Genomic DNA, 26,353 nt, shown 5'->3' on the forward strand with positions numbered 1-26,353 from the left:
ATTAGCCTTTAAAGTGATAATTAACGTTTAGCAAATGCTTCTTGAGGTTCACATGTCACCTCACCGACCCACAATGCACCACGTGCACCTTGAAGGTTTAAATCTGCTTCACAAATTGTTTGCTGATCATCTTGTAATAGCGATATCACTGGATATCGGACGTCAACATCCATGGAAAATTCACCATTTTGATCTGTTTTTGTGCGACCAATATGATTTCGAATTGAGGCATATTTTATGTATTCACCATTTGGTGATTTCAGACGGCCAAATACCGTGACTAATTGCCTTACCTCTGGTTGATAAAGAGCAATGTTTCCTGGGTATAATGTGACGGATTTATTTCGCCCTGAGACAATATCAAAGCTGTCTTTTGATTTTCCGTCATTCATTAACTGAATGTCATAATCCGAATAAGGGGATAATGGAATAAAGGTATTTTTTCCGCTAATTGGGTAATTTTGCCCATTTACTTTTGCGACCATACTACCGCTACCTTTTATATCGGAATTAATAATAACGCCTGATTTGCCTTGCTGCCCACTTGGCATGATCATGCCGTCGCTATATGCCACTGAGCCACGAGATGTTAAGTTGCCATTAAGCCTGTTATTATCGGGGCGATTAATCGTCACTGTACCTGAATTATATTTAGTATCATAAGAAGCATAGCCTAATGTTGAAAAATTGGATTCACCATTATCTTTATCTCGGACTAATTTGGAGACAGAAACCCCTGCATTGGTAATCACCGAATTTTCAAAATTTTTATTCGCATAAATATTCGCTTTCACATTACCATTTGTTGAGGAAACACCTGTACTCAACCATGTTGATAAGGGTAAGGAAAAATCGAGGTTAATATATTTTTCGTTGGTACTATTTTGATTATCATAATGATAACGCTGTACACCTGCTCTTAGCCCCACGGTTCCATAACGGCCAGAGAATAATGTATTCGCATATTCATAGTTAATTGAATCACTGCCAATACGACGATCTTTAGTATTACTAATAGTCAGTGACCCAGTTCTATCAATTATTTTGTCAAAATTAATGGTTCCGCCATAAGAATAACTGTCAGCATCATAAAGTGGTAAATCACCAGTCACTACAGTTTTTTCTTTAGATGCCCATAAAGAACCGTAACCTTCCGGTATATTGACAGAAAGAGTCGCAATATTACGATAACTACCATGGTTTTCTAGCATGCCTTGCCAGTTAACTGAGATATAGTTATTTAAAGCTGCATTGATACTCGTTTCTTGTACAACAAATTTATCAAACCCATAATTTGACATTTGAAAACGCACGCCAGACAACACAGGGAAGTTATAAGCGAAAGAGGCTCCGATTAAATAGCTTTTACCAGGAGTTTGGCTCGTTGAGCCTTCATTTCTTACATAATGGCGCTTATCAAAGTCAATATAACCACCATAAATTTCCCAATTGAGTTTATCAAAACCGCCTGTTATCGCTCCGAAGGATTTATTAATTGTTTGGTGCTGTGTTGTGACAATTTTGCCATCGATTACCGTCTCAATAGTGACGTCGTAAATGCCATAAGGCAGTATACTTGTATCAATTTCAAAATTACCCATGGGAAAATTTTGAATATTTAATAATTTACCTTGTCGATAAATACGTACTTCACCTGGGCTATTTAAAAAAGCATAAATCGGCGTGAGTGATTGCTGCTTATTTGTCACCATACTTGAGGAATTGTTTCCTATTGATGCCGCATAAATTTTACTGCTGCTAAGGGCAGTTAAGCTGGCAATAGATTGCAAATTCCATGTACTCATTAGCCCAAGTGCAAAACGGAATCCGTTGAAATCACGCTCATACATTGCACGATACAGTTCAACATTAGAATTAGATTTTCCAATGCTATATGCTGATGCATTTACATTAAAGTGATGTTCCGCAGCTGCGAATAATGTATCTAAATTGAAATAGCTACTGGATGTATCTTTTGAATCTTTAACACGGCTCTGAAATACCCCTAAATCATAGTTAGCTACTGCTGAAAATGAATTGACTGAAGAATTTCCTAGTACAGATTGCCGCGCATGTTCTTTTGGCGAAAAAGCAGCTTTATCAACATCTAATGATAAATTAAATGAAGAGATGTTTAATTGAAGGGTTGCATTATTATCAATAACAATGCCATTACTTTCATTAAAAATGGCATCCTTTTTTTCTTCAAGTTTATCGACTAGTAAATTATTTAGTTTCGCACCGTGCTCATTTTCAATGAGATGAATACTTGATAATTTAATATTATCATGGTCGATTACAATAACTGCATCTGCAATTTTGCTTTCGCTCTGATTGGTTACCGTATCATCATTTAGTCGTAAAAAAACAGGTACAGACATTCCTTCTTCCAATGCACTAACAAATGCAGGAGGAATAATATATCCACCGATCTTAACGCTTTTCATTTCATTGGCATTAATCGTATTCGAAAAAATAATACTTAATATTGATAAAGCAATAGCACTTTTACGCATAATTTAAGTCCATTCTTAATTATTTGACAACAATGAACTCTCCTTTGTGCCAAATACCTACGCTTGATTTTTTATTTGTGACATCGACAAATTGTAATTTGACAGCTAAATTTGGCATGAGGTAATAACGCTCGCGACAAATACCATCCGCTCCGTATTTTTGTTTTTCTGCTAAACAAGGGCCTGAAGCCACTACACGGAAGGTGCTGTTTCCAGTATTTGAAACTTGGGAATTAGAATATTTATAATTAAAGTTTTCAATTCTTGGTGCGACAACGAGAATTGTGCTAATTGTTGCCGATGTTGTTGCTGATGCCGATTTCGCACTTTGTGTAACACCACTCTCGCCAATAGGATCATCTTTCCAATTTAATCGATAGTAACGTTCTTTATTATCTTTTGGGCCTTGATAAATTATCTTAAATATATCTTTTGCATGCCCCGGAAGAATTAAGTTAGCGGGGGTTGATAATATTTCATTGGGATCAGTAACTGGAATTACTTTTCCAGTATCAAGTGGTGAATCTATTTTTTCTATCGTTAAATTTACCAATCTTGCCGTATCTACTGTATTTTCAATTTCTTTAGATAAGGTGTCTTCATCCGATGATATTATTTCAGTGATATTTCCCACATTGACAGCAAAACTGCTTTTTAATGGTAACCATGATAATAAAATTAATGCTAATGTTATCTTTTTCATAATCATAAATTTATAAAATGAATGACGATAAAGATATTATTTCCCTATAGTATCTTTATCGTAATATTTAGTTATCTAATAAGGGGATATTGAATTAAGGAGCTGGAGTAAACTCACCGTCCCAAGTTGCAGTAAACTGAACTTTCACATCACCATCCCATGTACCGTCAGTCAGTGCTTTAAAGTCAGTCGCTGCGCCATCAGCTTCAGCGCCAGCAATAACAAAGGTAAATTCACCGCGATCTGCTGCACGCTCTGAGCCATTATAGATACCATCAGCCGCTAAATTATCTAAACCAGAAGTTAAACCGGTTGATGTATCAATTAATACTAAATCATTATTTTTAGTCAGATCTTCACCATTCCATTTAACACCAACAGTTAATTTAGAATCGTCGGTAGTTCTTGCTAATGTATTAGCAATAATTTTTGACGCTAATTTAAAGTCAGTTGCACCAGCTTGGCCTTGAATAGCGATATCAAATGCGCCATTTTGTTGGTTAAAGCTTTTTTGGCCTTCGGCATAATTAAAGGTTAAACTTCTTAATGGAGTCACAACTAACATACTTGTCGTGTCTTTAATTGCAGTTGCTTGCCATGTAGCTGTTGCTTGAGCGGTACGTGTATCTGCATTTGCAACGGTAGCAAAAGAAGCTGCAATAATTGTTGATAACAATACAGAAGCCATTTTTTTATTTAACATACTAATCTCTCTTTTTATATTGATAGAAAACAATAGTAAAAATAGTTATTTAATTTTTACATATTGATATGGTTTTATTGAATTTAAAATGAAAGGTTTAAATATCTTTCATGCTATTTAGTAATATTGCGATTGTTTTTTTACTTAAATTTATATTGTTTCTTTTATTTTCTTCAGAGAAACAATCAATATAGTAAATCATTTCAATCCATCTTTTGTCTAAAACAGTTAAGATTTCATTTAATTGATCTAGCGATAATGAACTGGTACCAGTTTCATAGCGAGATACCTGTTGTTGGCTAATATTAATTAATTCTGCCAACTGTTTTCCTGTCATGTTTTTTTCTTTGCGTGATTTTCGTAAATAATTTCCTACATGACTACTAATTATATTAGCTTTCATTTTTTCAGCCTCTAATATTAATAGATCTATTTATGTGATATTCGTTAGCTCACTCGCTTGCTTAATTGAGTGTTATAATAAATACATTAAAAAAAGAGTAAATGGCAGGGTTTCTATTAAAGATTTACTTTCAATAGGTTTTTTCTATTAAATCTGTTTTTTTTAGCATTATTCAATTAAAAAATATCTCTTCACCAGTTTAATTGGTTAAAAATACACTTCATAATGTTGAAAACAGGGTATTCAATAAAAAAATACACCAAATAAGTGTAAAATTATTATAATTTTTAACAAATGTATATTTAATTAAGAAGCATAAAGAATCCACATTGAAAGTTACAATTTATTACAATTAAAGAGAGGGAAGAATTGAGAATAAAGGTAGGAAACCAGTTATATTGGTAGAATTGTAATTTTAAATGTGTATTTAACTCTCTTATCTATTAATAACTCAGTTAACTAATTTAATGTGTATGATGTTAAAGTCCCACTTTGATAATTAGATATATGATATAATATCAATGTCTATTAGGTGAATAAATGTAAGATAAAACAAATAGTTGATTTGCTTTATCCACTATAGTATCAACTTTCTATATCATGAACCTATTGTGGTACATAGGGAGTAGGAGCTAATACTTCGTCCTACAGACCTGTTTATCTTCTATAATTTCATAAAGTACTTTACCAGTGATAGTTGAATCAGGGGTGGGGGGTTATGTCCTCCATTGCCTTTCATTTTACCGATTTTGCAGTACCTAATACTATGCGCGTTTGTTCCAAACCCAATTCATCACCTAAAGCTACTCTAAATATTACTTATAAATTAGATATAACTATCTACATAGCAGCTAATCTAGATTTTAATCCTTTCTTTTGCACTTAGCTTTCCACTAGAGATTATACTTTTGGGTATAGTAACAGAGCATAGGAATGTCTGTTAGTAAAAACGTTGGTTGTTAGAAGTCCATAAGCTATCTATACATGATGAGTAATATCGATAAGCTATCCTGGGATAGCTAGCCAGATTGTTTTTTGAACGATTTTCTTTTTCTTCTTGGTAAGTGTGAATTATAATTTATAAACGTTACTATTTTTCTTTGGTATAAATAGAGCAAAATAGATGGTTTTTTGTGCTTTATTTGAAGGGTTGAAATGATGTTTTTTTTATATCATTGATGAACTGTTTCAGTAGGGATAGTTATTATAGTCATTGTTTTTATTTTTTTAATTCTTTAAAAAAATAAAAATGAATGAGTATATTTTGATATGAATCAATAAAAATAGCATACTCGATCTTAACGCTAATCAATGAGTATTTTATAGAGCAAAATCCTTAATACTCATATTAAGTGTTATTTTAAATTACAAGTAATACATTGCATTCCAAATTGTAACAAAATGAAACTTAGCATTAATTGGCGTGTCACTGTAATCTATATTGTTTTATAAGTAATAATACTTGCAACATATTATAGCAATAACAGCAACAATATCATCACATTTAAAATTAATCTATTAATCACATAGTTACTTATCATTTTTCTACTCCAATTGCGTGTTTTATTCGGTTGTATATCTCAAAATATGGGTACAAAAAAACATTAAAAAGCTCAGGCCTATTGATTTTAATTCTATTGATAGGTTTAAACATTTTTACACGTTTTTTAATCAATTTATATTATTAAGCATAAATTAGTAGTTAATGAATTATCACTAGAATAATTTAGCCTATTAAATAAATATATTAATGATTATCATTTAATAAAAATTAAATTTGGTTTATACATCGGGAAAATTTTGGAAATGCTTATGGAAGTAAATAGGTTGAGTTATTATGCGGGAATATTTTTAAGAAAATCTCGAAAGGAAAAAAATTTAACGGGAAAGCAATTGGCAAAGCTAATGCATGTTAGCCAGCAACAAATATCTCGTTATGAAACAGGGAAAACATCATTAACAATAGACCAATTAAGTCATCTTTTACGCCTATTAGATAAGAATTGGGTTGAGCTTATTTTATTTGTTCAAAGCGAATGTGATATCGATATAAAATTGGAGAAAGAAAAAAGTAAAAAAAGTTATTTATTAAGCAATTACTTGATTGATAGTTTCATAAATAAAAAGCAGTAATATTATTTTAAATTGTTCTAGCTCTATTCTCATAGTGCTCAAGATTATGTTTTATAAAAAACACAGTTAAAAGTGTTTTTTATACTAAGTAATTTTTCATTTGTTGTATATTGAATTTAAATTAGAGAGAATAAAATGTTTAATAAGAAAATATCATCTGTATTATTATCTGGGGTTATTGCTGCTTCTTTTGCTACCGTTGCAAATGCAGATACACGTACCGCTCAAGCAACAGCAACATGGCAAGCGACTGCAATTAAAGACACGACAAGCATGTTAGTTGTGACTCCACTAAAAAGCTTAACTTTTAATTACGCCGAAGGCCAAAAAAGCTTTAATCAGCAAAATGGTGCATTTGATGTCGCTATTCAAGGACAATCCGGCGCAACTGACTTTAAATTAACATCTAAAATTATTGCTAATACATTAGCAAGAACTACCGACGATTCTACATTAGAAGTTGGCGTTAAATGGAATGGTACTGATTTAAACACTGCTACGGATACTACGTTAATCAGCGTTGCTGACGGTATTACTTCAGGTTTAGATAATTTAGCGGCTGATGGTGTTTATAATAGCTCAGACCGTGCAACAGATCGCGGTGAGTTCACCTTTGTTATTGCTAAAGCTAAAGCAGCAGGCGCAGTCGCTGAGTTTAAAGACTTAGATGATGGTGTTTGGGATGGTGATGTGAAAGTCCAGTTTACTGCAAACTGGGAAGGAACTTTTGTTACTCCATAAGTTTTTTATTAATTAAATAAAAAATCCTTTGTTACGATAAAGATAATATAAGGATATAGAGTCTTTATCGTTTTTTATTTTGAGTTCTATTATGAAAAAAACAACAATAGCAGTTATTCTATTATCAATTCTCCCACTAAAAAATACCTTGGCTGTTAATGTTGGTAATATCACAGAAATTATTTCATCTGATGAAAATTCACTTTCTAAGGAAATTGAAAACACAGTTGATGCGGCTAGATTAGTAAACTTAACGATAGAAAAAATAGATACACCATTAGAACATGGAAAGGTAATTTCAACTAACGATCCTAACGAAATATTGTCAACACCAGCGAATATTATTCTTCCGGGAAATGCACGTGATGTATTTAAAGTTATCTACAATGGCCCGAAAGACGATAAGGAACGTTATTATCGACTAAATTGGAAAGATGACCCAATTAGTGAAAGTGGGATTACGAAAAGTTCAAAATCAGCATCAGCAACAACATCTGCAACGATTAGTACAATACTTGTTGTTGCACCTAGAATAGAAAACTTTCAATACAAATATGAAAATCAGAAAGTTGCTAATTTAGGGAACAGTTCTTTTCGTGTTGTTGCTTCAGGACCTTGTTTACCTGATAAAATAAATCTTGGTTCCGATGGGATCTGTAAAGAACGTTATTACTTGATGCCAAATTTAGCTGTAAAACTTCAGTTGGTCGATATAAATAATAAAAAAACAAGTGTTGGTATTTGGCACAAAGGTAATTTTATTGTGGTCAAATAGCTAATATTGGATCTTAACTATGCATAAAAGTATTATTGCATTATCAATAATGAGCTTTATTTTTTCAAATGTTGTTTATGCTAAAGATAACAAGCGTATTAAAATTGGTGGGTATATTATTCCGCCAGCTTTTGTTATGGCACTGGAAGAGGGAATGTCAGTACCTGTTTTTTTACGATTAAATACCTCTAGAGAAAAAAATCAAAGTGAAGATAAAATTGCTGATGCCATCATTATTGTTGAACAAGGAAAAATTAAACTTGCGAATATTAATTTTATTGATAATAGCCAAGGACCAAAGTTAAGCTCATTATTGATAGATGAATTAGAAAACAGTAAGGATAACTTTTTCAATGAATCAAATAACATTAAGATTGATAAAGATGCATTACTTCAGTTAGATATTTCTTCATTTAATCTGTCACTCGATGTTGACCAAGATGCTTTTGTGCCTAAAGAAAAAGTTAGGCAATTTTCTCTAGGTGACTCATCGGTAAATGATTTTTCTGCAGTAGCTAATTATGATTTAGGTGTTTTTGGAAGTCAGGTAAAAAAAGGGAAAAATTCGTCGAGTAGCTATTTTAATTTAGATACTTTGTTGGCTATAGCCGAACACCACATTAACATTAATGCATCAGCTTACAGCATTGGTAAATCAAACTCTGATATTGAATTATATCGTGCTATGTATGAACGCGATTTTAATGGAATACGTTATGCGATTGGGTTAATGAGTACGTGGAATTTACAGTCTATTGCGAGCCTAACGACACTAAATAGCAGTAAAATTTATGCAGTTACACTAGGAAATAATGCATCTAGTGTCGTGGTGAACTCAAAATATTCGTTAACACCAATCTATGTATTTTTAAATAGCCCAGGTGAAATTCGTATTTACCGTGATGGAAAGTTATTAAATATTCAAAATTTTCCGATGGGTAGCTTTGAAGTCGACACGAGTATTCTTCCATTTGGTATCTATGATGTCACGATTGAGACCGTTGTAGATGGTAAAATTGTGACGACTCAACATCAAACAATTAATAAGTCCTTTGGAACTAGCGGCGCTAATTTTGAAAAATTAAATTGGGAAGTCTATGGGGGATATGTTGATTTCGATAAGAAACGTTATGTAAGAGGAAAATATTCTAAACGTGAGCCACTGAAGCAAAGTTATTTAGTCGGTGCGTCCGTGGCAAAAGGTTTTCCTGTTTTATCTGGATTAAATATTCAGATGTCTAATTATGGCTATGACAATTTTTTAATTAATGAAAGCAGTATTAACTTTTCTTTAAATCAGTATGTATCACTGTCTTGGCAGGGAATGATTGAAAACCATGGAAGCCATAGAAATATTGCTACGCTATCGACAAATATACCTGATGGCTATGGATCTGTTTGGGCTTCGAAAGAAAAGGCCGTAGTAAAAGGTGAATTACCCATTTATGACTCTGATAGTTATTCTTATGGCGCGACTTTAAATTTTGACAAGGTATTTGAGCGAGCGGGAACATTCACTATTAGTAGTACAAAAGATAAACGTATTGGTAGTGATTCAATTAACTATGAGTATTCAAATACATTGTTTTCAGGTCGTTACGGCACGATTGGGTTAAGAACAGGCGTTCAGCGTTATCACTATGATGACCAAAAAAGTATGAATGAAAAATTTATTAGCCTCGATTTTTCATTACCGTTATCAACATGGTTGAGTACAGGTCTTTCATCGAGCAATGGTAATGTGAAAGCCAATATTTATGCGAATAAGAGCTTTGATGATTCGGTTATTACAAGTGTCGGAGGTTCGGTGTCAAAGCTAGTTAAAGATAAAAATAACGGTGAGTCTAATATTTCAACAATGGGCTATGCCTCTTACGAGACTAAATATAACTCAGGTATGGTGACACTTAACCGGCCCGATAGTAATAGGCTTAATGGTAATTTGACCTCAAGAGGCTCAGTCGCTTATAGCAATGGAACTATTATGCCAAGTGGGCAGCAAGGGAAATCAGGCGTCATTATTAATTCGGATATTTATGGGGCTGGGAGTATGACAGCACGTGTTAATGGGCAAAATTACCCTATTAGTGGAGCAAATACCTTTATTCCATTATCCCCTTATTCGGATTATGACATTCAATTAATGAATGATGCGAAATCTAAAGACAGTTTTGACATTGTATCGGGGCGAAATAAGTCTGTCACATTATACCCTGGGAATATTGCTATTTATAAACCTGAAGTTAGGCAGCTCGTGACGGTATTTGGTCGTTTGAAATCGCCAACTGGCGAATTTATTAAATATGCGTCTATCCGTAACCATATTGGTCGCACAAAAACAGATCACAATGGTGAGTTTTCGATGGATGTCGATGTTCGCTACCCTGTTATTTCACTTCTACAAGAAGATGAGCAAACTATTTGCGAAGCTGATTTGAATCTAGAGGGAGCCAGAGGTGCGTTATGGCTAGGGGATGTTACCTGTGACCCGCAAAGAACAGTCGCATTAAGGCAATGAGAGTTTCATGATGAATAAAAAATATTTCTTACTATTTTTGACGAGTTGTTTATTGAATGGCGTCTTTAGTTCTTCTGGCTTAGCTGTGGCTCTGAGTAACTCTTATGTATTTATTGAAAATGGTGTTGATAATGAGTTTTTTGTAACACCAAGGTCTTTAGATCCTCGATTCACTGGCGCAAATAAATTTTCCCGTTATTCAGCAAGAAACCAAGAAAGCTTAGGTTATATGGGTTACACCAATACCTCGATTCGGGCCAACCAGAATGTAGATATTTGGTTTGAAAATTCACCGATTGATAGCCCATTTATTGGTAACCGCTGTATGCGTAATTACTGTAATCGCGATACGGGTTATTGGCCTGCACAATATGTTGGTCGAAATGGCGCGTATAAAATTGTACAGGATAATACCTTGGGGGAAGGGGCATATGCGCGAGGTATTTTTAGTGAGTCAACATACCAATATTTTCAAAAACTGCCTATTGGTACAGTAGAAACTTATAGCTATCGTGCATGTATGACTGACTTGGATTATGACCCTGCAAAAGGGGAAAGTTGCCAAAGTGTTGGTGGACGAATTATCGCATCTCATGAGTTTACAATGACGAAATCAGGGCATATTAAACTGAGTTCAACAGGCGCAATGCAAGAAGTTTACATTGATAGTAATGGTAACCCAAGCCTAGGTCCCGGGGAGCAATTTTGTCGTATTGGTATTGTTGCCAACGTGAACGGTTTAATTTGCCAAGTGGTAAAACATGAAACATCGGGGGATATTTTTGCGAATGTGTTGCTAACATTAAAAGTAAATTCAACATTAATTCCATTTACCCCTGCTGCTGCGTCAATAAAAATAGGCCCTGACGACGGTTCTAATGTTTGGCAAAATTACAACTCATCTTATGCAGCGAACTCATATTTTAAAAGTTCAAATAACTATGTTTCTATCTTTTTTTCTAATACGTTTTTCAAACAATTAGTGACAAATAATATTGATTTCACCAATAGCCAAGACTTTTTTACGTTTTCGTTTACGAACCCTGCCGCTGCCCCACAGTCAGGCTATTATGAATTCACGCCATCGAACCAGTTAGTGATAAAGCCTAGGGACTACAGCATTAGTATTGTGCCTGCGGATTATATTCCTAACCCGTCAAAAACTGGGAAAATTGGCCCAGCGGAACCACCAATTGAGTTTAATTATATTGTGACGACAAGCGGCCCTCGACAAGCGGACGCGATCACTGCAAGAGTCGAGGGGCCGACAGTGAATGTTAACGGACAAAACTTTTGTTTGTTCAGCTCCGATGATGACAAATTTCGTGTTCCGTTTTCAGCTTACTTGTCATTTAAAAATGCTTCAGGTATCGAAGAGTCTTATCGCTCAAGTTGTGATGGTACGGAAATATCGATGGATAATGCCTTGTGGACGGAAACACCATGGGATATCCCTAACCAAGATTTAGGTTCTTTTTATCGCACTAATTTGGATTTACGTTTCCCAATGAATGATTCAAACTCATTATTTACGTTAGATGGCATCGATTGGTTAGGAACGGTGTCTGCGAGTGGAACGGTTGTCGTGAAAGCGATTTGGACGGGGCCAGATGTCCATTTATAAGGTTGGCGCGATTTATACTGATAAGCTGAAGCGTATAGCGACTCAACTATTGATTAGCTCGCTGTTATTATTGCTTTTTTCATGTTTTGGTAAAGCCTATTCACTTTATTTGAGCTCAGATATTTCATCTTTAGAGCCCAATAAAAGCTTTTTTTCAAAGTCCTATATCAATGATACGAAAAAGGTGAATTTATATACATTTAGTGCATACCAAATAGATAAGCCTGATAATAAAGAGCAAGGGAATCCAATAGAAGAAGGGGAAATTATTTTTACCCCTTTAAAAAAAATCGTATTACCCGGTGAGCAAGAGTATTTTAAGATTTTTTATCGCGGTAAAGCGGATGATAAAGAACGCTATTATAAGATTGTGATCAGTGAAACGGCACTTGATGTGGAAACTGACTCTTTTCAGAATCAGCAACCGTTATTTTACCCCACAGTTAGTTTAGAAACCTATTTTGTGGTTAGGCCGAAAGATATTGAGTTTAAATATGCGATGGATGCGGATGCGGGCATATTAAAAAATACGGGCAATACTTATTTTAGGGTGCTAATTCATGAAAGCTGTGAAGTAAAGGATGATGAGCAGCCCTTAGTTCTTTATCTTTTACCACAACAAGAATTTCACCATGAAGCTGTAAAGAAAAAAAGCCGTAAATACATTGTTATATTTGATAAATACTATTCTATAGGCAACTGCGATTAGCTGATTTAAAATTTTATATTATATGATTAGCCAGTAATACTTGTTGTTACTGGTTTTTTTTCAATTCATGTTACTTCTATCTATTAATAGTCATTAGAAAGGCTAGGTCTTTTACTCAACTCAAACAAAAATATCCGGGCATATTGCGCTTTTTTTTGTCTAAAACTTTGCCAATTATCACTAATGTGGCAGCTAAATGTGCTAGAAGCATAAATCACCTTGATCCCAGACACTGAACTCAGGTTTAATAAGGTTAGTCACTTGCGCAAAAATGTAAGTCTTAAGGGATATTTTGCGCAATGGAATGGATTCAGCTTTGCGGCAGTTCAATTTATTAGCGATCTGCTGCCATGAACATAGCAAATATTGCGGTATGGGTAGAATTGGGTTACTTTCAATCGCTCTATTCGTGAAATGCTCAGTTTGTTGTCGATGTGTTGTGGTTCCTTAGATAAGGAGACCGATGGCGATACCTCGGTAAATTGATACTTTCATGTTGCAGCGAAATTAAAGTAGCACTATCCGTATTGCGTTGTAAAAATTGGTTTAAGTACGTTTTTATCCTACCTGGAGTATACTGATGACGACTCGTAAAACCCTTGCTAATGCTATCCGCTTTCTAAGTATGGATGCGGTTCAAAAAGCAAAATCAGGGCATCCTGGCGCGCCAATGGGCATGGCTGATATCGCTGAAGTACTGTGGCGTGACCATATGAATCATAACCCAGCAGACCCTCACTGGGCAGATCGTGACCGTTTTGTACTGTCAAACGGCCATGGCTCAATGTTGATTTATAGCTTACTGCACCTCACTGGTTATGACTTACCTATCGAAGAGTTAAAAAACTTCCGCCAATTACACTCTAAAACACCGGGCCACCCAGAATATGGCTATACTCCAGGTGTTGAAACAACAACTGGTCCTTTGGGGCAAGGCATTGCAAACGCAGTGGGTTTTGCGATCGCAGAACGCACATTAGCCGCGCAATTTAACCGCCCTGGCCATGACGTTGTTGATCACCACACTTATGTTTTCATGGGTGATGGCTGTATGATGGAAGGTATCTCGCACGAAGCATGTTCTTTAGCGGGTACACTGAAATTAAATAAACTGATCGCATTCTATGATGACAACGGCATCTCAATTGATGGTGAAGTTGAAGGTTGGTTTACTGACGATACCGCAGCACGTTTCGAATCTTATGGCTGGCATGTTATCCGTGATATCGACGGACATGACGCATCACAGATCAATGCGGCAGTGAACGAAGCGAAGAACCAAACTGATAAACCAACACTGATTATGTGTAAAACTATCATTGGTTTTGGTTCACCAAACAAAGCTGGTTCTGAGTCTGTCCACGGTGCACCTTTAGGTGATGCTGAAATTGCAGCAACTCGCGAAGCTCTGGGGTGGAGCTACGGTCCATTCGAAATTCCTAAAGATATCTACGAAGCTTGGGATGCTCGTACCGCAGGTAAAGAAAAACAAAGCGCTTGGGATAAAAAATTCGCCGCATATTCAGCCCAATTCCCTGAATTAGCTGCGGAATTTACTCGTCGTATGAATGGTGAATTACCAGCTAATTTTGACGCGGATGCAAAACAATTTGTTGAAAATCTGCAACAAAACCCAGCAAATATTGCCAGCCGTAAAGCATCACAAAATGCATTAGAAGCGTTTGGTAAAGTGTTACCAGAATTTATGGGTGGTTCTGCAGACTTAGCACCAAGTAACTTAACCATGTGGTCAGGTTCGAAAGCGCTGAATGTTGACCCAGCGGGTAACTATATTCACTACGGTGTTCGTGAATTTGGTATGTCAGCTATCATGAACGGTATCGCGTTACATGGTGGTTTCATTCCTTACGGCGCGACATTCCTGATGTTTGTTGAATACGCGCGTAATGCGGTTCGTATGGCAGCACTGATGAAAGTGCGTAGCATCTTCGTTTATACTCACGATTCTATTGGTCTGGGTGAAGATGGCCCGACTCACCAACCGGTTGAGCAACTGGCAAGCCTGCGTGTGACACCAAATGTCAGCACGTGGCGTCCTTGTGACCAAGTTGAATCTGCGGTGGCGTGGAAATATGCTATCGAGCGTAAAGATGGCCCAAGCGCATTAATCTTCTCTCGCCAGAACTTAGAGCAACAACCTCGTAGCGCTGAACAATTAGCCAATATCGAGAAAGGGGCTTACATTCTGAAAGATTGCGCAGGTACGCCTGAGTTAATCTTTATTGCTACAGGTTCTGAAGTGGAATTGGCAGTTAAAGCGGCTGATCAATTAACATCAGAAGGCCGTAAAGTTCGTGTTGTTTCTATGCCATCAACGGATGCATTTGATAAACAAGACGCGGCATACCGTGAAGCGGTTTTACCTGCTAATGTGACAGCGCGTGTTGCTATCGAAGCGGGTATTGCAGATTACTGGTTCAAGTACACTGGTTTAAACGGCGCCATCATCGGTATGCATACCTTTGGTGAATCTGCTCCTGCCGAAGTTCTGTTTAAAGAATTCGGTATCACAGTAGAGAAAGCAGTTGAAGCTGCGAAATCTTTACTGAAATAAAATAAGAAGGAATGAGTTCCGAATTTCGGTTCTCATTTCTAATTATCTTGCTGAACAACGCCTAGCGATAAACTAGGCGTTGTTTTTTTGTGCACCAATATAGGATTTTCTATTGCGTTCTATAAATATATCCCTTAATCTAATCCTAGATAAGCTGAACCGTTTCAGTTGTATGTTGCAGAATGAAAATATTTTTTAAAAATGTCGGTTGAAGCACACTTTTGATGTTTGACAGCTAAAATGAGCAGTAGAGTTGGTGTGAGTCAGTTATCCTTAGCAACCGTGTGATTTTGCTCAGATACAAGGTGTAGAATGGCAATCAGGGTAGCAATAAATGGCTTTGGCCGCATTGGTCGAAGTGTTCTAAGAGCGTTGTATGAGTCTGGCCGTCGGGCAGAGATTGTCGTGGTGGCGGTTAATGAACTTGCTGAACCTGAAGGGATTGCGCATTTGCTGAAGTATGATTCCAGCCATGGGCGTTTTGCTTGGGATGTACGACTTAACGGAACACTTTTACAAGTTGGTGATGATAATATTCGTTTATTTCACCAATCTGAGCTGCATGAGTTGCCTTGGAAAGAACTGGGGATTGATGTTGTTTTAGATTGTAGTGGGGTTTATGGTTCACGGGATGACGGCTTATTGCATTTAGCGGCAGGGGCGAAAAAAGTATTATTTTCTCACCCGGGTACTGATGACCTTGATGCAACTATCGTTTATGGTGTTAACCATGAAAGTTTAACCGCTCAAGACAAGATTGTTTCCAATGCTTCTTGCACCACCAACTGTATTATTCCTATTATTAAATTGCTTGATGAGGCATTTTCGATTGAATCGGGAACCGTGACGACGATTCATGCGTCAATGAATGACCAGCCTGTTATCGATGCCTATCATAAAGATTTACGCAGAACTCGTGCAGCGAGTCAGTCTATTATTCCTGTTGATACCAAGTTAGCGGCAGGAATTACGCGAATTTTTCCGAAATTTAAAGACCATTTTGAAGCCATTTCTGTCCGTGTACCGACGACGAATGTGACAGCGATTGATTTGAGTGTTACCGTACATAACGATGTTTGTGTTGATAAAGTCAACCAACTACTGCGAAGCGCGGCACAAGGCCATTTTCGTGGTATAGTGGACTACACTGAATTACCGCTAGTTTCGATGGATTTCAATCATGATCCACACAGTGCTATTATAGACGGTACACAAACGCGAGTTAGTGGTAAGCATTTAATTAAAACCCTAGTTTGGTGTGATAACGAATGGGGGTTTGCTAACCGGATGCTAGATACAACATTAGCGATGGCAGCGACAGGTTTAAACTAATTGGCGACTGACAGACAGCAGGGCATGATAACTTTATTGTTTTGCACAGTCGCTGATGGAAACTTTATAGAGAATCAACGAGAGGATTCACCATGTCTGTAATTAAGATGACCGATTTAGACTTAGCGGGTAAACGCGTATTCATCCGTTCTGACTTAAACGTTCCTGTAAAAGATGGCAAAGTTACTTCTGATGCACGTATTCGTGCTTCATTACCAACAATTGAAGCTGCTCTGAAACAAGGCGCTAAAGTCATGGTCACTTCTCACCTTGGTCGCCCGACCGAAGGCGAGTACAACGAAGAGTTTTCACTGCAACCTGTTGTTGACTATCTGGCTGACAAAATGGATTACCCAGTCCGCTTAGTTAAAGACTACCTTAACGGTGTTGAAATCGAAGCTGGCGAGTTAGTTGTGCTGGAAAACGTTCGCTTTAATAAAGGCGAGAAAAAAGACGATGAAACCCTGTCTAAACAATACGCTGCATTGTGTGATGTTTATGTTATGGACGCATTTGGTACGGCTCACCGCGCACAAGCGTCAACACATGGTGTTGCTAAATTCTCTCCAGTTGCTTGTGCTGGCCCACTACTGAGTGGTGAGTTAGAAGCGTTAGGTAAAGCATTAGATAACCCAGCTCGTCCAATGGTTGCGATTGTTGGTGGTTCTAAAGTGTCAACGAAACTGACTGTATTAGATTCCCTATCTAAAATCGCAGACCAGCTGATTGTTGGTGGCGGTATTGCAAATACCTTTATCGCAGCGGAAGGCAATAATGTTGGTCGCTCATTATATGAAGCGGACTTAATCCCTGAAGCGAAAAAATTACTGGCAAACTGCCAAATTCCAGTACCAACGGATGTTCGCGTTGCAACCGAGTTCTCTGAAACTGCACCAGCAACTCTGAAAGCGAGTACTGAAATTAAAGATGACGAACAAATTCTGGATTTAGGTGATGAATCTGCACAGCGCTTGGCTGAGATCCTGAAAAATGCCAAAACCATTCTTTGGAATGGCCCAGTAGGCGTGTTTGAGTTCCCTAATTTCCGTAAAGGTACCGAGATCGTTGCAAAAGCGATTGCTGATAGCGACGCATTCTCTATCGCTGGTGGTGGTGACACCCTAGCAGCTATCGATTTATTCGATATTGCTGACAAAATTTCATATATCTCTACTGGTGGCGGTGCTTTCCTTGAGTTCGTTGAAGGCAAAAAGCTCCCTGCCGTTGTGATGCTAGAAGAACGTGCTAAAGCGTAATTAATTGTTCATACACAACAGGCAGCGTAGGCTGCCTGTTTACCACAGGACCTTTTCACATGTCTAAAATTTTTGATTTTGTTAAACCGGGTGTTATCACGGGTGATGATGTACAGAAAGTTTTCGCAGTTGCCAAAGAAAATAACTTTGCATTGCCAGCGGTGAACTGTGTTGGTACGGATTCAATTAACGCCGTACTTGAAACGGCCGCGAAAGTGCGTGCGCCAGTTATTGTTCAGTTTTCAAACGGCGGTGCCGCATTTATCGCAGGTAAAGGTTTGAAAGCAGAAGGCCAACAAGCTGCAATTTTAGGTGCAATTTCAGGTGCTTATCATGTGCATCAAATGGCAGAGCACTACGGTGTTCCTGTTATTCTGCATACTGACCACTGTGCGAAAAAATTACTGCCATGGATCGATGGCCTGTTAGATGCAGGTGAAAAACACTACGCGAAAACCGGTAAACCACTGTTCTCTTCTCACATGATTGACTTGTCAGAAGAATCACTGGAAGAAAACATCGAAATCTGTGCTAAATACTTAGCACGTATGGCTAAAATCGATATGACATTGGAAATCGAATTAGGCTGTACAGGTGGTGAAGAAGATGGTGTTGATAACACCGGAATGGACAGTTCTGAGCTGTACACTCAGCCAGAAGACGTTGCATATGCGTATGAAAAACTGAGTGCAGTGAGCCCACGTTTCACTATCGCTGCATCTTTCGGTAACGTTCACGGTGTTTATAAACCAGGTAACGTTCAGTTAACGCCAAAAATTCTGCGTAATTCACAAGACTACGTTTCAGAAAAATATAATCTGCCACACAACAGCTTAGACTTCGTATTCCACGGTGGTTCTGGCTCAAGTGCTGCTGAAATCAAAGAAGCAGTTAGCTACGGTGTTATCAAAATGAACATCGACACTGATACTCAGTGGGCAACTTGGGATGGTATTTTACAGTACTACAAAAAGAACGAAGGCTATCTGCAAGGTCAGTTAGGTAACCCAGAAGGTGCGGATAAACCTAACAAAAAATACTATGACCCACGTGTATGGCTGCGTAAAGCACAAGAGTCAATGGTTGTTCGTTTAGAGCAAGCATTTAAAGAACTGAACTGTGTTGATGTTCTCTAATTAACACGCATTAAGTTTCTTGTGATGAATCCCTCAGTAAGGTGACTTACTGGGGGATTTTTGATCATGTAGATAGCGAAGTTTCACTTAATTGTGAAAGTAGTTTCAAAAATAATGCTTCACTTTGTGTTAGCGGTTTACTGGCCTCAGTGATCGCACATATGCGGTTATGAAAAACAGGGGAATCGTTCATTTCTACCAGTGAGTGGCGAAAATTAATATGAGAGGCATAGTTCTCGGGCAGAATTCCGACATAGTGACCTGAAGCGATAAAGGTAGCAACGGCCTCAAGGCCAGCGGCTTCAGGGCCTCGACTAAATTCCCCCGATGCTAAAATACTTTCAGTGAATGGGTGTGGCCGGTAAACCAATGCTAGATTATGCTTGTTGCTGGCGGTATTGGCAGAAACATAAAGCTTATGGTTTTCTATAAATAAGAATTGATAATTATAACGGTTATTTTCGTGATACTGCCCCCGAATACCAATTTGAATTGTTCTGTCGCTAAGTGCTTTATTTAATTGATTATGGTTGAGTATGCTTAGCTCTAATTTGACATTAGGTGCTTCTTGGGTAAATTGAGTGATTGTTGCTGATAGATGGCATAGTGGATCCGTTAAAATATGTTCAATAACACCAATAACTAATGTGCCAGATAAAACCCCATGGCGTTCATCAACTTCAGTTTTGATATTATCTAATGCTTTCAAAGCGGTTTTGGCTTTTTCGATAACAAATAAACCTGATTCAGTTAGCTTAAAGCCTGAAGGCCCTCTTTCACATAATTGGACACCGAGTTTTTCTTCAATTTCACGAATATGGCGGCTTATTGACGCTTTTGACATATTTAATTTTTTTTCTGCAATGGTAAAGCCACCGACTTCTGCAACAGAAGTAAAAACACGTAATGATTTTAAGTCTTTTTCCGTTAATTTTTTATTATGCATATTTATACCTATTACGTGAAATGAATCACTAAATGCTAATCTAGCTTAATTTTTGTTGGGATACAAACGACACAAATAATGTTGTTTTATTTTAATTATTAAAATTATTTTTGTTTTCTATAAAAGGTTTCATTTTATGAAACCATAGGATCAAAAATATCACTTTTATTCCTATCAGATACGTATATCTTAAAGTTGTAGTTGTTAATAGATTATTACCAAAGTGGCGCCACAAAATAATAATTAATCCAAATATATATAAATACAAAAGGATTCTAATTTATGGTCACAGATGAATTGTTAACAATAAAATTAGATATGATTACATTTACAGCATTAGGGGCTTTATTATTAATCGCTAGCAATGTAATTATAAAAAAATTCCCATTTTTTATGAAGTATTCAATTCCTAGCCCTGTTATCGGCGGGTTTATGTTTTCTATTGTAATGTGGTTAGCTTATCAATTTAATATTGTAGAACTTAATTTTGATAACACATTATATGACTTATCGATGTATGTATTCTTCGTCACAATTGGTTTAATGACAGGTGTTAAACTATTAGTGAGTGGTGGAAAAATATTACTGATTTATATGGTAATTTGCTGGGGATTGGCATTTATGCAAAATGGCGTCAGCATTGGTTTATCATATGTTTTAGATATTGAGCCATTAGTTGCCATGATGGCAGGCCAAGCCTCGATGCAGGGTGGTCATGGTATGGCGGCATCTTTAGCACCACTGATTGAATCCTTTGGTCATGACCAAGCACTGAATGTTGGGTTAGCGGCTTCAACGTTTGGTTTGATTGCAGGGTCAATTCTAGGGGGGCCAGTTGGGAACTGGTTGATCCAAAGAAATAAATTAAAAATTGAAACTGACCATGTTGATTTAGAAAATTTAGCAGAAAGTAACAGCAAAGAAGATAAAATTACAGCCCAACAATGTATTATTACAGGAGCGATTATTTTAAGCATACTCGCTATCGGAATGCCGACAGCGAAATGGATAAGCACAGCAACAGGCTTTACCATTCCCGGCCATATTTTTAGTTTATTTGTTGGTGTTGTATTTCATTCAATTAATGAAAGAAAACCGATAATTAAAATATCTCGTAATACAGTGGTGTTAATTTCTACTCTATCATCTATCACTAGAAATGTTTTTAGTGATGGCAATGATGAAATTAAAACTTTGGGAATTATATGAGTTAGCATTACCACTAACGATTATATTAATATCTCAGGTTATTACAACAATATTAGTTTCTATATTTGTTGTTTATCGCGCATTAGGTAAAAACTATGATGCTGCTGTTATGTCCGCTGGTTTTATTGGACATGGTTTAGGTGCAACACCAAATGGCTTAGTGGTTATGGACGCTATTTGTAATAAATATGGTTTATTCTCACGAAAGGCATTCATTATTATTCCAATCGCCGGAACGGTATTAACGGATATTGTTGGTGTTCCTCTATTTGTATTCCTAGCTAACACATTTGGTGGCTAAGAAATAAAAAATAAAAGAAATAAAACTAAATCTAAGAAGGAATAGTTTGTATGAAAAAATTAACGACACCCCCAAATGTTGGGCATAAAACATTTTTATATTCAGAATTAGTGACTGAATTGACCGACATTGAAGCGGATATTGCCATACTAGGGATGCCATTTAGTTCTGCTTATAGTGCTCACGCATTTACCAATGACCAATCTCGAGCTCCACAATATTTACGTGATATGAGTGACCGAATTGTTAGGCATCCAGATCATTATGATTTTGATATTGATGGGCCACTATTACAAGGCCGAAAAGATATTAAATTTGTTGACTGTGGTGATGTTATTCCTGATTTATCAAAGCCTTTGGGGGAACATCATCAACGTGCGGCTGAGGCGGTTCGGCAATTACTAAGAGCTAAAGCACTTCCTATTGTTTTAGGGGGCGATCATGGCATCACAACACCTATTTTGCAGGGATTTGATGAAATAGGACCGATTACACTTGTGCATATTGACGCGCATTTAGATTGGCGTGAAGAGGTTAATGGTGTCGATACTGGCCTTTCAAGCCCGATCCGCCGCGCTTCAGAAATGAAACATATCGGTGAAATTTTCCAAATTGGTTTACGTGCGCAAGGTAGTGGGCGCCCAGCGGATTACCAAGCGGCTAAAGACCATGGGGCGCATGTTATTCCAGCCTACGAACTGCATGAGGTTGGGATGCAAGCCATTTTAGACCGGATCCCTGATAATTCGAACTACTATATTAGTATTGATGCAGATGGGATTGACCCAAGTATCATGCCTGGAGTTGATGGCCCAGCTCCTGGTGGGGTGACCTATTTGCAAGCTCGGAGCCTAATTCACGGTTTAGTGAAGAAGGGTCGCGTTGTTGGTATGGATATTGTGGAAATTACCCCAGCCAAAGATATTCCATCTAAGCTAACGGGGGTGACTGCTGGGCGCTTCGTGGTGAATCTTATTGGGGCATCTATCCGAGCGGGTTATTTTGATAAGTAATCGTCAATAAAAAACAGCAGTCTTCAAATGGAGGCTGTTGTTTTTCAGTAGGCTTCAAATTTTTTAGTAGAGAGTTATATTGGGGTTCCTTGATGAAACCGCAGCTGCCATTGGTTTTCTGAATTTTTTAGCCAAATAGATGAACGATGGGTGGGTTTGATTTTTTTACCATAGTGTAATTCAAAACTGGTATAGGTCATTAACACGGTATTATCGCTCAAGAATGAGCAGTGATAATTTTCTGAATAAATAGATGTTTCCATTTCATTTGCTAATGACAAAAGCGTATCTCGCTTATCACTGGTTCCTCCAGAACGAGCAAATTCAAAAAAATCTGCATGCAAAATCTCACGAAGAAAATGGCTATTCTGTCGGTTAGTACTGTTATGTAATTTTTTTTCTAATTCAATCAGTTTATGTATCACTCGCGTTCCTCCAATTTTTGTGCCAGTTTCTCGGCTAGCTGAGTAACAATATCCGAAGTATTTGCGTGGAAATGCATGGCAATTTCCATTTCTTGAGCGGCTGGGAAACCTTCTTCTTCTGTTAAAATTCGATGTTGAGGTAGTTTTGCTCGCAAAGGTAATAAGCTGACCCCTAACCCGTCAGCGATAGCACTTTGAATGCCCGCGAGGCTAGAACAAGTATAAGTTATGTGCCAAGGGCGCTGTTCATTGTCTAATAACTTAAACATATCATTACGATATAGACCATTTTCAGGAAAAACTACCAAGGGTACGGAATCATTATTGAAGTGTTTATATTGGTTGCTAATTAGCCAACATAATGGTTCAGGCCAATGGTAATCGCTTTTAAATTCGCCTTTTTTCTGTTTCACAATAATTAAATCTAACTCACCATGTTGGTAGCGCTGATGAAGCTGGCGGCTTAGGCCACTCGTGACTTCTAGCCGTATATTGGGATTAGCTTGCATAAATGCAGCAAGTGTTGGGGTAACTTGGCCAGAAGCGAGATCTTCTGGAAAACCGAGCCGAATAGTTTGAATTACCGCATTGCCAGTGATTTTCATAAAGAAGGTATCATTAAGTACTAAGATATTTTTAGCATAACTCAACAAAACCTCACCAGTTTCGGTTAAGGTAAGTATACGGTGTCCCCGGATGAATAAAGGCTGGCCGACTAAAGTTTCTAGCCGTTGAATCTGCTGGCTCAATGTTGATTGCGTTGAATTTAAATGCTGTGAAGCCACGGTGAAATTCCCTGTTTCAGCAACAGTGACAAAGGTTTTCAACAAAACAAGATTGAGTAATGGATTCATTTTATAAATACCTATCATTTAGTTATTTAATTTTTAAATAGCATACTTTTTCAGTAGATTAAAGAGTCATCGGGGAGATTAATCATGAAAACATTCTTTTTACGTGGGAAATGGTTGGTTCACTTAGCTAGCATTCTTATAGTTTCATTGGTATTTATGGTGAAAGGTATGGCGAATTCACAACTTGATTCTTTGGTGTCATTGGCTGAACAAGGTAATCTACAAGCTGTTAAATCCTTGGTTGAGCAAGGCGCGAATATTGAACAACGCGATTTACGCCAACGTACTGCGTTGATGGCGGCAACCCATGAAAACCGTGTGGATGTGGCGCGCTATTTAATTGAGCGCGGTGCAGATGTGAATGCGAAGGATAACATGCAAGATTCACCGTACCTTTATTCAGGGGCGCGTGGGCTGCAAGATATTTTATTATTAACCCTGAAAAATGGGGCTGATTTAAAAAGTACTAACCGCTACGGGGGAACTGCGTTGATCCCTGCGGCAGAACGCGGACACGTAACGACGGTCAAAACCTTGATTGATGCAGGGGTTGATGTGAATCACGTTAATCGGTTGGGTTGGACTGCACTGATTGAGGCGATTATTTTGGGTGATGGTAGCGATAAGTACGCACAAATTGTCACTGAATTAATTAAAGGCGGCGCAGATGTCAATTTAGCGGATGGCTCGGGGATATCACCGTTGACGTTGGCAAAAAGCAAAGGTTACCGTAATTTGATTGAAATTCTTGAGAATTCGGGAGCGAAATAATGTCGGATACGCAATTTTTGCAACAAGCTATCAACTTAGCAATGGAAAACGTGCAAGCTGGCGGACGACCTTTTGGCGCAATTGTTGTCTGTGATGGGCAAGTCGTTGCAAGTGGCGTCAACCAGATGCTTGAGCTCAATGACCCAACTGCCCATGCAGAGCTGATGGCGCTGCGTCAGGCAGGGCAAAAATTAAGCCGCGTGAAATTAGATGACTGTGTGGTTTATGCGAGTGGGCAGCCTTGTCCTATGTGCCTTGCTGCCATGCGAATGGCGGGTATCTCTCGGGTTGTTTACGCCTATTCAAACGATGATGCCGCACCTTTTGGGCTTTCTACGGATGCCATTGCAAAAGCGCTGAGAGTCGCGCCTGAACAACAATCAGGTTTACGGTTTGAGCAATTAAAGCCCAACGGTGAAATGCGCAGCACCCTATACCAACAGTGGTGGGAACGGCAATCTAAATGAGTAAAACAGCACCATCTTCGTTGGCGTTGATACTGACCATTGTCTTAGTCGGGTTGAATTTACGGCCCTTTATGACGGGCCCAGGGCCCGTTATCGACAATATCATTCAAACGACAGGGATGAGTTATCAAAGCATTTCGCTTTTAACCTTGTTACCCATGTTGTTGATGGGAGTTGGGGCATTGGTTGTACCGATGTTAAACCAACGTATAGGCGAACGTGCGGGGATCAGTACTGCAATGCTATTACTGCTAGTCGGTTCATTCGCTCGTTACTTTGTTGTTGATGGTGCGGCTTTATTATTAACGGCTTTTTTATGTGGTGTGGGGGCGGCTTATATTCAGTCGGTATTTCCTGGGCTCATTAAAGCGAATTTCCCCCAAAAAATGGCGATGATGACAGGGTTGTATTCCGCCACGTTAATGGCGGGGGGAGCAATTGGCGCACAGCTCACCCCTTTAGTTGATGAAATGACAGGCCATTGGCAGAGTGCCTTAGCGTGGCTTGCCTTCCCAGCTTTGCTGGCGTTGTTGGCTATTTGGGCGAATGTACATACAGAGCGGAGTTCAAAAGTAGAATCAGTTTCAGTATTGGTGTTCTTACGAAAGCCGAGAGCATGGTTATTGATGGCAGGTTTTGGGCTGATTAATGCGGGTTATGGTACCGTAGTGACTTGGTTGGCACCTTTTTTCCAAGAGCAGGGAATGAGTGCTGCACAAAGTGGCACGTTTGTTGCCATATTAACGGTATTTCAGGCGTTATCTGCGCTAATGATCCCTGTATTTGCTTCGCATAATATTGATCGTCGCTTTTGGTTGATAGTCACGCTCAGTTGCCAAGCACTTGGTTTTTCCGGGTTGATGCTGTTTGCCAGCGATGTGCCACTTTTGTGGGTGGCGTTATTAGGCATGGGGTTAGGCGGCTGCTTTGCACTCAGTATTATTACGGCTTTAGATCACCTTCCTCATCCCGTTAGCGCAGGCGCATTAACGTCGTTGATGCAGGCTGGTGGCTTTATTATTGCTGCATTTGGGCCATTAGTGGCGGCTTGGTTACATCAAGTCAGCCAGAGTTTTACATGGGTATGGGCAATGCATGTGGTCTTTGTATTAGTAACATTGATTCTTTATTTGCGTTTGAACCCTAAAAGCTATAGTCAAATCTTCAATTTAAGATAATTAATCTCCTCTTTTTTATTGCGAATGATAATTATTGTTATCTTGGTGTTTTTTTGCCACTATAA

23 protein-coding genes are annotated in these 26,353 nt (G+C 37.9%); 16 read left to right on the plus strand and 7 right to left on the minus strand.

Going from position 1 to position 26,353, the window contains the following annotated elements; translation table 11 throughout:
* Window positions 1-20 precede the first annotated feature (20 nt).
* From P3L37_RS03500 to P3L37_RS03515, 4 genes are all read right to left on the minus strand, one after another.
* Entirely contained in the window at window positions 21-2,516 is a 2,496-nt protein-coding gene (locus tag P3L37_RS03500; RefSeq protein ID WP_272667451.1) for a TcfC E-set like domain-containing protein, read from the minus strand.
* A gap of 19 nt (window positions 2,517-2,535) precedes the next feature.
* Window positions 2,536-3,219 (minus strand): hypothetical protein, encoded by a 684-nt coding sequence (locus P3L37_RS03505; RefSeq protein ID WP_004914450.1) that lies wholly within the window; start codon window positions 3,217-3,219, stop codon window positions 2,536-2,538.
* A gap of 94 nt (window positions 3,220-3,313) precedes the next feature.
* Window positions 3,314-3,922: a common pilus major fimbrillin subunit EcpA gene (locus P3L37_RS03510; protein ID WP_004914448.1), complete on the minus strand. Its 609-nt coding sequence runs from the start codon at window positions 3,920-3,922 to the stop codon at window positions 3,314-3,316.
* Window positions 3,923-4,019: 97 nt separating this feature from the next.
* On the minus strand, window positions 4,020-4,325 hold the full coding sequence (locus P3L37_RS03515; RefSeq protein WP_004914446.1) for a helix-turn-helix domain-containing protein: 306 nt from the start codon (window positions 4,323-4,325) through the stop codon (window positions 4,020-4,022).
* A 1,812-nt stretch (window positions 4,326-6,137) separates the two neighbouring features.
* Here P3L37_RS03515 and P3L37_RS03520 point away from each other — a divergent pair.
* The 10 genes from P3L37_RS03520 (at window position 6,138) to fbaA (ending at window position 19,124) form a co-directional block, all read left to right on the plus strand.
* The gene (locus tag P3L37_RS03520; RefSeq protein ID WP_109911906.1) at window positions 6,138-6,458 is read left to right on the plus strand and encodes a helix-turn-helix domain-containing protein; all 321 of its coding nucleotides are present in this window, start codon (window positions 6,138-6,140) and stop codon (window positions 6,456-6,458) included.
* A gap of 135 nt (window positions 6,459-6,593) precedes the next feature.
* The gene (locus P3L37_RS03525) at window positions 6,594-7,199 is read left to right on the plus strand and encodes a common pilus major fimbrillin subunit EcpA (protein WP_004914437.1); all 606 of its coding nucleotides are present in this window, start codon (window positions 6,594-6,596) and stop codon (window positions 7,197-7,199) included.
* Between the two features lie 91 nt (window positions 7,200-7,290).
* Window positions 7,291-7,974 carry a hypothetical protein gene (locus P3L37_RS03530; protein WP_004914433.1) on the plus strand — a complete coding sequence of 228 codons (684 nt, stop codon included), beginning with the start codon at window positions 7,291-7,293 and terminating at the stop codon, window positions 7,972-7,974.
* A gap of 19 nt (window positions 7,975-7,993) precedes the next feature.
* Window positions 7,994-10,492 (plus strand): TcfC E-set like domain-containing protein, encoded by a 2,499-nt coding sequence (locus P3L37_RS03535; RefSeq protein ID WP_109911907.1) that lies wholly within the window; start codon window positions 7,994-7,996, stop codon window positions 10,490-10,492.
* 7 nt (window positions 10,493-10,499) lie between these two features.
* Complete coding sequence (locus tag P3L37_RS03540) at window positions 10,500-12,116, plus strand: fimbrial protein (protein WP_227024218.1); 1,617 nt, start codon at window positions 10,500-10,502, stop codon at window positions 12,114-12,116.
* Complete coding sequence (locus P3L37_RS03545; protein WP_238562811.1) at window positions 12,103-12,825, plus strand: fimbrial protein; 723 nt, start codon at window positions 12,103-12,105, stop codon at window positions 12,823-12,825. Before P3L37_RS03540 ends, P3L37_RS03545 begins: the two co-directional genes overlap by 14 nt.
* Window positions 12,826-13,405: 580 nt before the next feature.
* Window positions 13,406-15,400 carry a transketolase gene (tkt, locus tag P3L37_RS03550; protein ID WP_123382486.1) on the plus strand — a complete coding sequence of 665 codons (1,995 nt, stop codon included), beginning with the start codon at window positions 13,406-13,408 and terminating at the stop codon, window positions 15,398-15,400.
* 312 nt (window positions 15,401-15,712) lie between these two features.
* Window positions 15,713-16,732: an erythrose-4-phosphate dehydrogenase gene (gene epd, locus P3L37_RS03555; RefSeq protein ID WP_004914418.1), complete on the plus strand. Its 1,020-nt coding sequence runs from the start codon at window positions 15,713-15,715 to the stop codon at window positions 16,730-16,732.
* A gap of 92 nt (window positions 16,733-16,824) precedes the next feature.
* Window positions 16,825-17,988, plus strand: coding sequence for a phosphoglycerate kinase (gene pgk / locus P3L37_RS03560; protein WP_004914415.1), 1,164 nt, complete (start codon window positions 16,825-16,827; stop codon window positions 17,986-17,988).
* 59 nt (window positions 17,989-18,047) lie between these two features.
* Window positions 18,048-19,124 (plus strand): class II fructose-bisphosphate aldolase, encoded by a 1,077-nt coding sequence (fbaA, locus tag P3L37_RS03565; RefSeq protein ID WP_109911909.1) that lies wholly within the window; start codon window positions 18,048-18,050, stop codon window positions 19,122-19,124.
* A gap of 64 nt (window positions 19,125-19,188) precedes the next feature.
* On the opposite strand, the gene P3L37_RS03570 is transcribed toward fbaA, so the two are convergent.
* Window positions 19,189-20,070, minus strand: a complete 882-nt coding sequence (locus P3L37_RS03570) for a LysR family transcriptional regulator (protein ID WP_117162845.1) — start codon at window positions 20,068-20,070, stop codon at window positions 19,189-19,191.
* Between the two features lie 282 nt (window positions 20,071-20,352).
* Here P3L37_RS03570 and P3L37_RS03575 point away from each other — a divergent pair, with 282 nt between their 5' ends.
* Genes P3L37_RS03575 through P3L37_RS03585 form a run of 3 tightly spaced genes read left to right on the plus strand, consistent with a single transcriptional unit; the run spans window position 20,353 to window position 22,593 of the window.
* A complete protein-coding gene (locus P3L37_RS03575; protein ID WP_272667450.1) occupies window positions 20,353-21,279 on the plus strand; it encodes a sodium/glutamate symporter in 927 nt (308 codons plus the stop codon).
* The gene (locus tag P3L37_RS03580) at window positions 21,248-21,580 is read left to right on the plus strand and encodes a sodium/glutamate symporter (protein WP_272667449.1); all 333 of its coding nucleotides are present in this window, start codon (window positions 21,248-21,250) and stop codon (window positions 21,578-21,580) included. Before P3L37_RS03575 ends, P3L37_RS03580 begins: the two co-directional genes overlap by 32 nt.
* 50 nt (window positions 21,581-21,630) lie before the next feature.
* Complete coding sequence (locus tag P3L37_RS03585) at window positions 21,631-22,593, plus strand: agmatinase (protein WP_109911912.1); 963 nt, start codon at window positions 21,631-21,633, stop codon at window positions 22,591-22,593.
* Window positions 22,594-22,667: 74 nt separating this feature from the next.
* Here the strand turns inward: P3L37_RS03585 and P3L37_RS03590 are convergent, their stop codons facing one another.
* A complete protein-coding gene (locus P3L37_RS03590) occupies window positions 22,668-23,018 on the minus strand; it encodes a DUF4440 domain-containing protein (protein WP_109911913.1) in 351 nt (116 codons plus the stop codon).
* The gene (locus tag P3L37_RS03595) at window positions 23,015-23,872 is read right to left on the minus strand and encodes a LysR substrate-binding domain-containing protein (protein ID WP_164528454.1); all 858 of its coding nucleotides are present in this window, start codon (window positions 23,870-23,872) and stop codon (window positions 23,015-23,017) included. The genes P3L37_RS03590 and P3L37_RS03595 overlap by 4 nt, the downstream gene beginning before the upstream one ends.
* Before the next feature lie 84 nt (window positions 23,873-23,956).
* Here P3L37_RS03595 and P3L37_RS03600 point away from each other — a divergent pair, with 84 nt between their 5' ends.
* From P3L37_RS03600 to P3L37_RS03610, 3 genes are read left to right on the plus strand one after another with little or no spacing between them, the layout of a single operon-like run.
* Window positions 23,957-24,643, plus strand: coding sequence for an ankyrin repeat domain-containing protein (locus P3L37_RS03600; RefSeq protein ID WP_109911915.1), 687 nt, complete (start codon window positions 23,957-23,959; stop codon window positions 24,641-24,643).
* The gene (locus P3L37_RS03605; protein ID WP_004914393.1) at window positions 24,643-25,110 is read left to right on the plus strand and encodes a nucleoside deaminase; all 468 of its coding nucleotides are present in this window, start codon (window positions 24,643-24,645) and stop codon (window positions 25,108-25,110) included. Before P3L37_RS03600 ends, P3L37_RS03605 begins: the two co-directional genes overlap by 1 nt.
* Window positions 25,107-26,288, plus strand: a complete 1,182-nt coding sequence (locus P3L37_RS03610) for a cyanate transporter (RefSeq protein ID WP_110732252.1) — start codon at window positions 25,107-25,109, stop codon at window positions 26,286-26,288. The genes P3L37_RS03605 and P3L37_RS03610 overlap by 4 nt, the downstream gene beginning before the upstream one ends.
* The last annotated feature ends 65 nt before the right edge of the window (window positions 26,289-26,353 follow it).

Source organism: Providencia sp. PROV114, from assembly GCF_032704305.1.
GTDB classification, from domain to species: Bacteria; Pseudomonadota; Gammaproteobacteria; order Enterobacterales; family Enterobacteriaceae; genus Providencia; species Providencia rettgeri.

Bases quoted from the DNA above. Each gene is read 5' to 3' on its own strand.
- P3L37_RS03500 (WP_272667451.1), bottom strand. From the start codon at position 2,516: ATGCGTAAAAGTGCTATTGCTTTATCAATATTAAGTATTATTTTTTCG.
- P3L37_RS03505 (WP_004914450.1), bottom strand. From the start codon at position 3,219: ATGAAAAAGATAACATTAGCATTAATTTTATTATCATGGTTACCATTA.
- P3L37_RS03510 (WP_004914448.1), bottom strand. From the start codon at position 3,922: ATGTTAAATAAAAAAATGGCTTCTGTATTGTTATCAACAATTATTGCA.
- P3L37_RS03515 (WP_004914446.1), bottom strand. From the start codon at position 4,325: ATGAAAGCTAATATAATTAGTAGTCATGTAGGAAATTATTTACGAAAA.
- P3L37_RS03520 (WP_109911906.1), top strand. From the start codon at position 6,138: ATGGAAGTAAATAGGTTGAGTTATTATGCGGGAATATTTTTAAGAAAA.
- P3L37_RS03525 (WP_004914437.1), top strand. From the start codon at position 6,594: ATGTTTAATAAGAAAATATCATCTGTATTATTATCTGGGGTTATTGCT.
- P3L37_RS03530 (WP_004914433.1), top strand. From the start codon at position 7,291: ATGAAAAAAACAACAATAGCAGTTATTCTATTATCAATTCTCCCACTA.
- P3L37_RS03535 (WP_109911907.1), top strand. From the start codon at position 7,994: ATGCATAAAAGTATTATTGCATTATCAATAATGAGCTTTATTTTTTCA.
- P3L37_RS03540 (WP_227024218.1), top strand. From the start codon at position 10,500: ATGATGAATAAAAAATATTTCTTACTATTTTTGACGAGTTGTTTATTG.
- P3L37_RS03545 (WP_238562811.1), top strand. From the start codon at position 12,103: ATGTCCATTTATAAGGTTGGCGCGATTTATACTGATAAGCTGAAGCGT.
- tkt (WP_123382486.1), top strand. From the start codon at position 13,406: ATGACGACTCGTAAAACCCTTGCTAATGCTATCCGCTTTCTAAGTATG.
- epd (WP_004914418.1), top strand. From the start codon at position 15,713: ATGGCAATCAGGGTAGCAATAAATGGCTTTGGCCGCATTGGTCGAAGT.
- pgk (WP_004914415.1), top strand. From the start codon at position 16,825: ATGTCTGTAATTAAGATGACCGATTTAGACTTAGCGGGTAAACGCGTA.
- fbaA (WP_109911909.1), top strand. From the start codon at position 18,048: ATGTCTAAAATTTTTGATTTTGTTAAACCGGGTGTTATCACGGGTGAT.
- P3L37_RS03570 (WP_117162845.1), bottom strand. From the start codon at position 20,070: ATGCATAATAAAAAATTAACGGAAAAAGACTTAAAATCATTACGTGTT.
- P3L37_RS03575 (WP_272667450.1), top strand. From the start codon at position 20,353: ATGGTCACAGATGAATTGTTAACAATAAAATTAGATATGATTACATTT.
- P3L37_RS03580 (WP_272667449.1), top strand. From the start codon at position 21,248: ATGATGAAATTAAAACTTTGGGAATTATATGAGTTAGCATTACCACTA.
- P3L37_RS03585 (WP_109911912.1), top strand. From the start codon at position 21,631: ATGAAAAAATTAACGACACCCCCAAATGTTGGGCATAAAACATTTTTA.
- P3L37_RS03595 (WP_164528454.1), bottom strand. From the start codon at position 23,872: ATGAATCCATTACTCAATCTTGTTTTGTTGAAAACCTTTGTCACTGTT.
- P3L37_RS03600 (WP_109911915.1), top strand. From the start codon at position 23,957: ATGAAAACATTCTTTTTACGTGGGAAATGGTTGGTTCACTTAGCTAGC.
- P3L37_RS03605 (WP_004914393.1), top strand. From the start codon at position 24,643: ATGTCGGATACGCAATTTTTGCAACAAGCTATCAACTTAGCAATGGAA.
- P3L37_RS03610 (WP_110732252.1), top strand. From the start codon at position 25,107: ATGAGTAAAACAGCACCATCTTCGTTGGCGTTGATACTGACCATTGTC.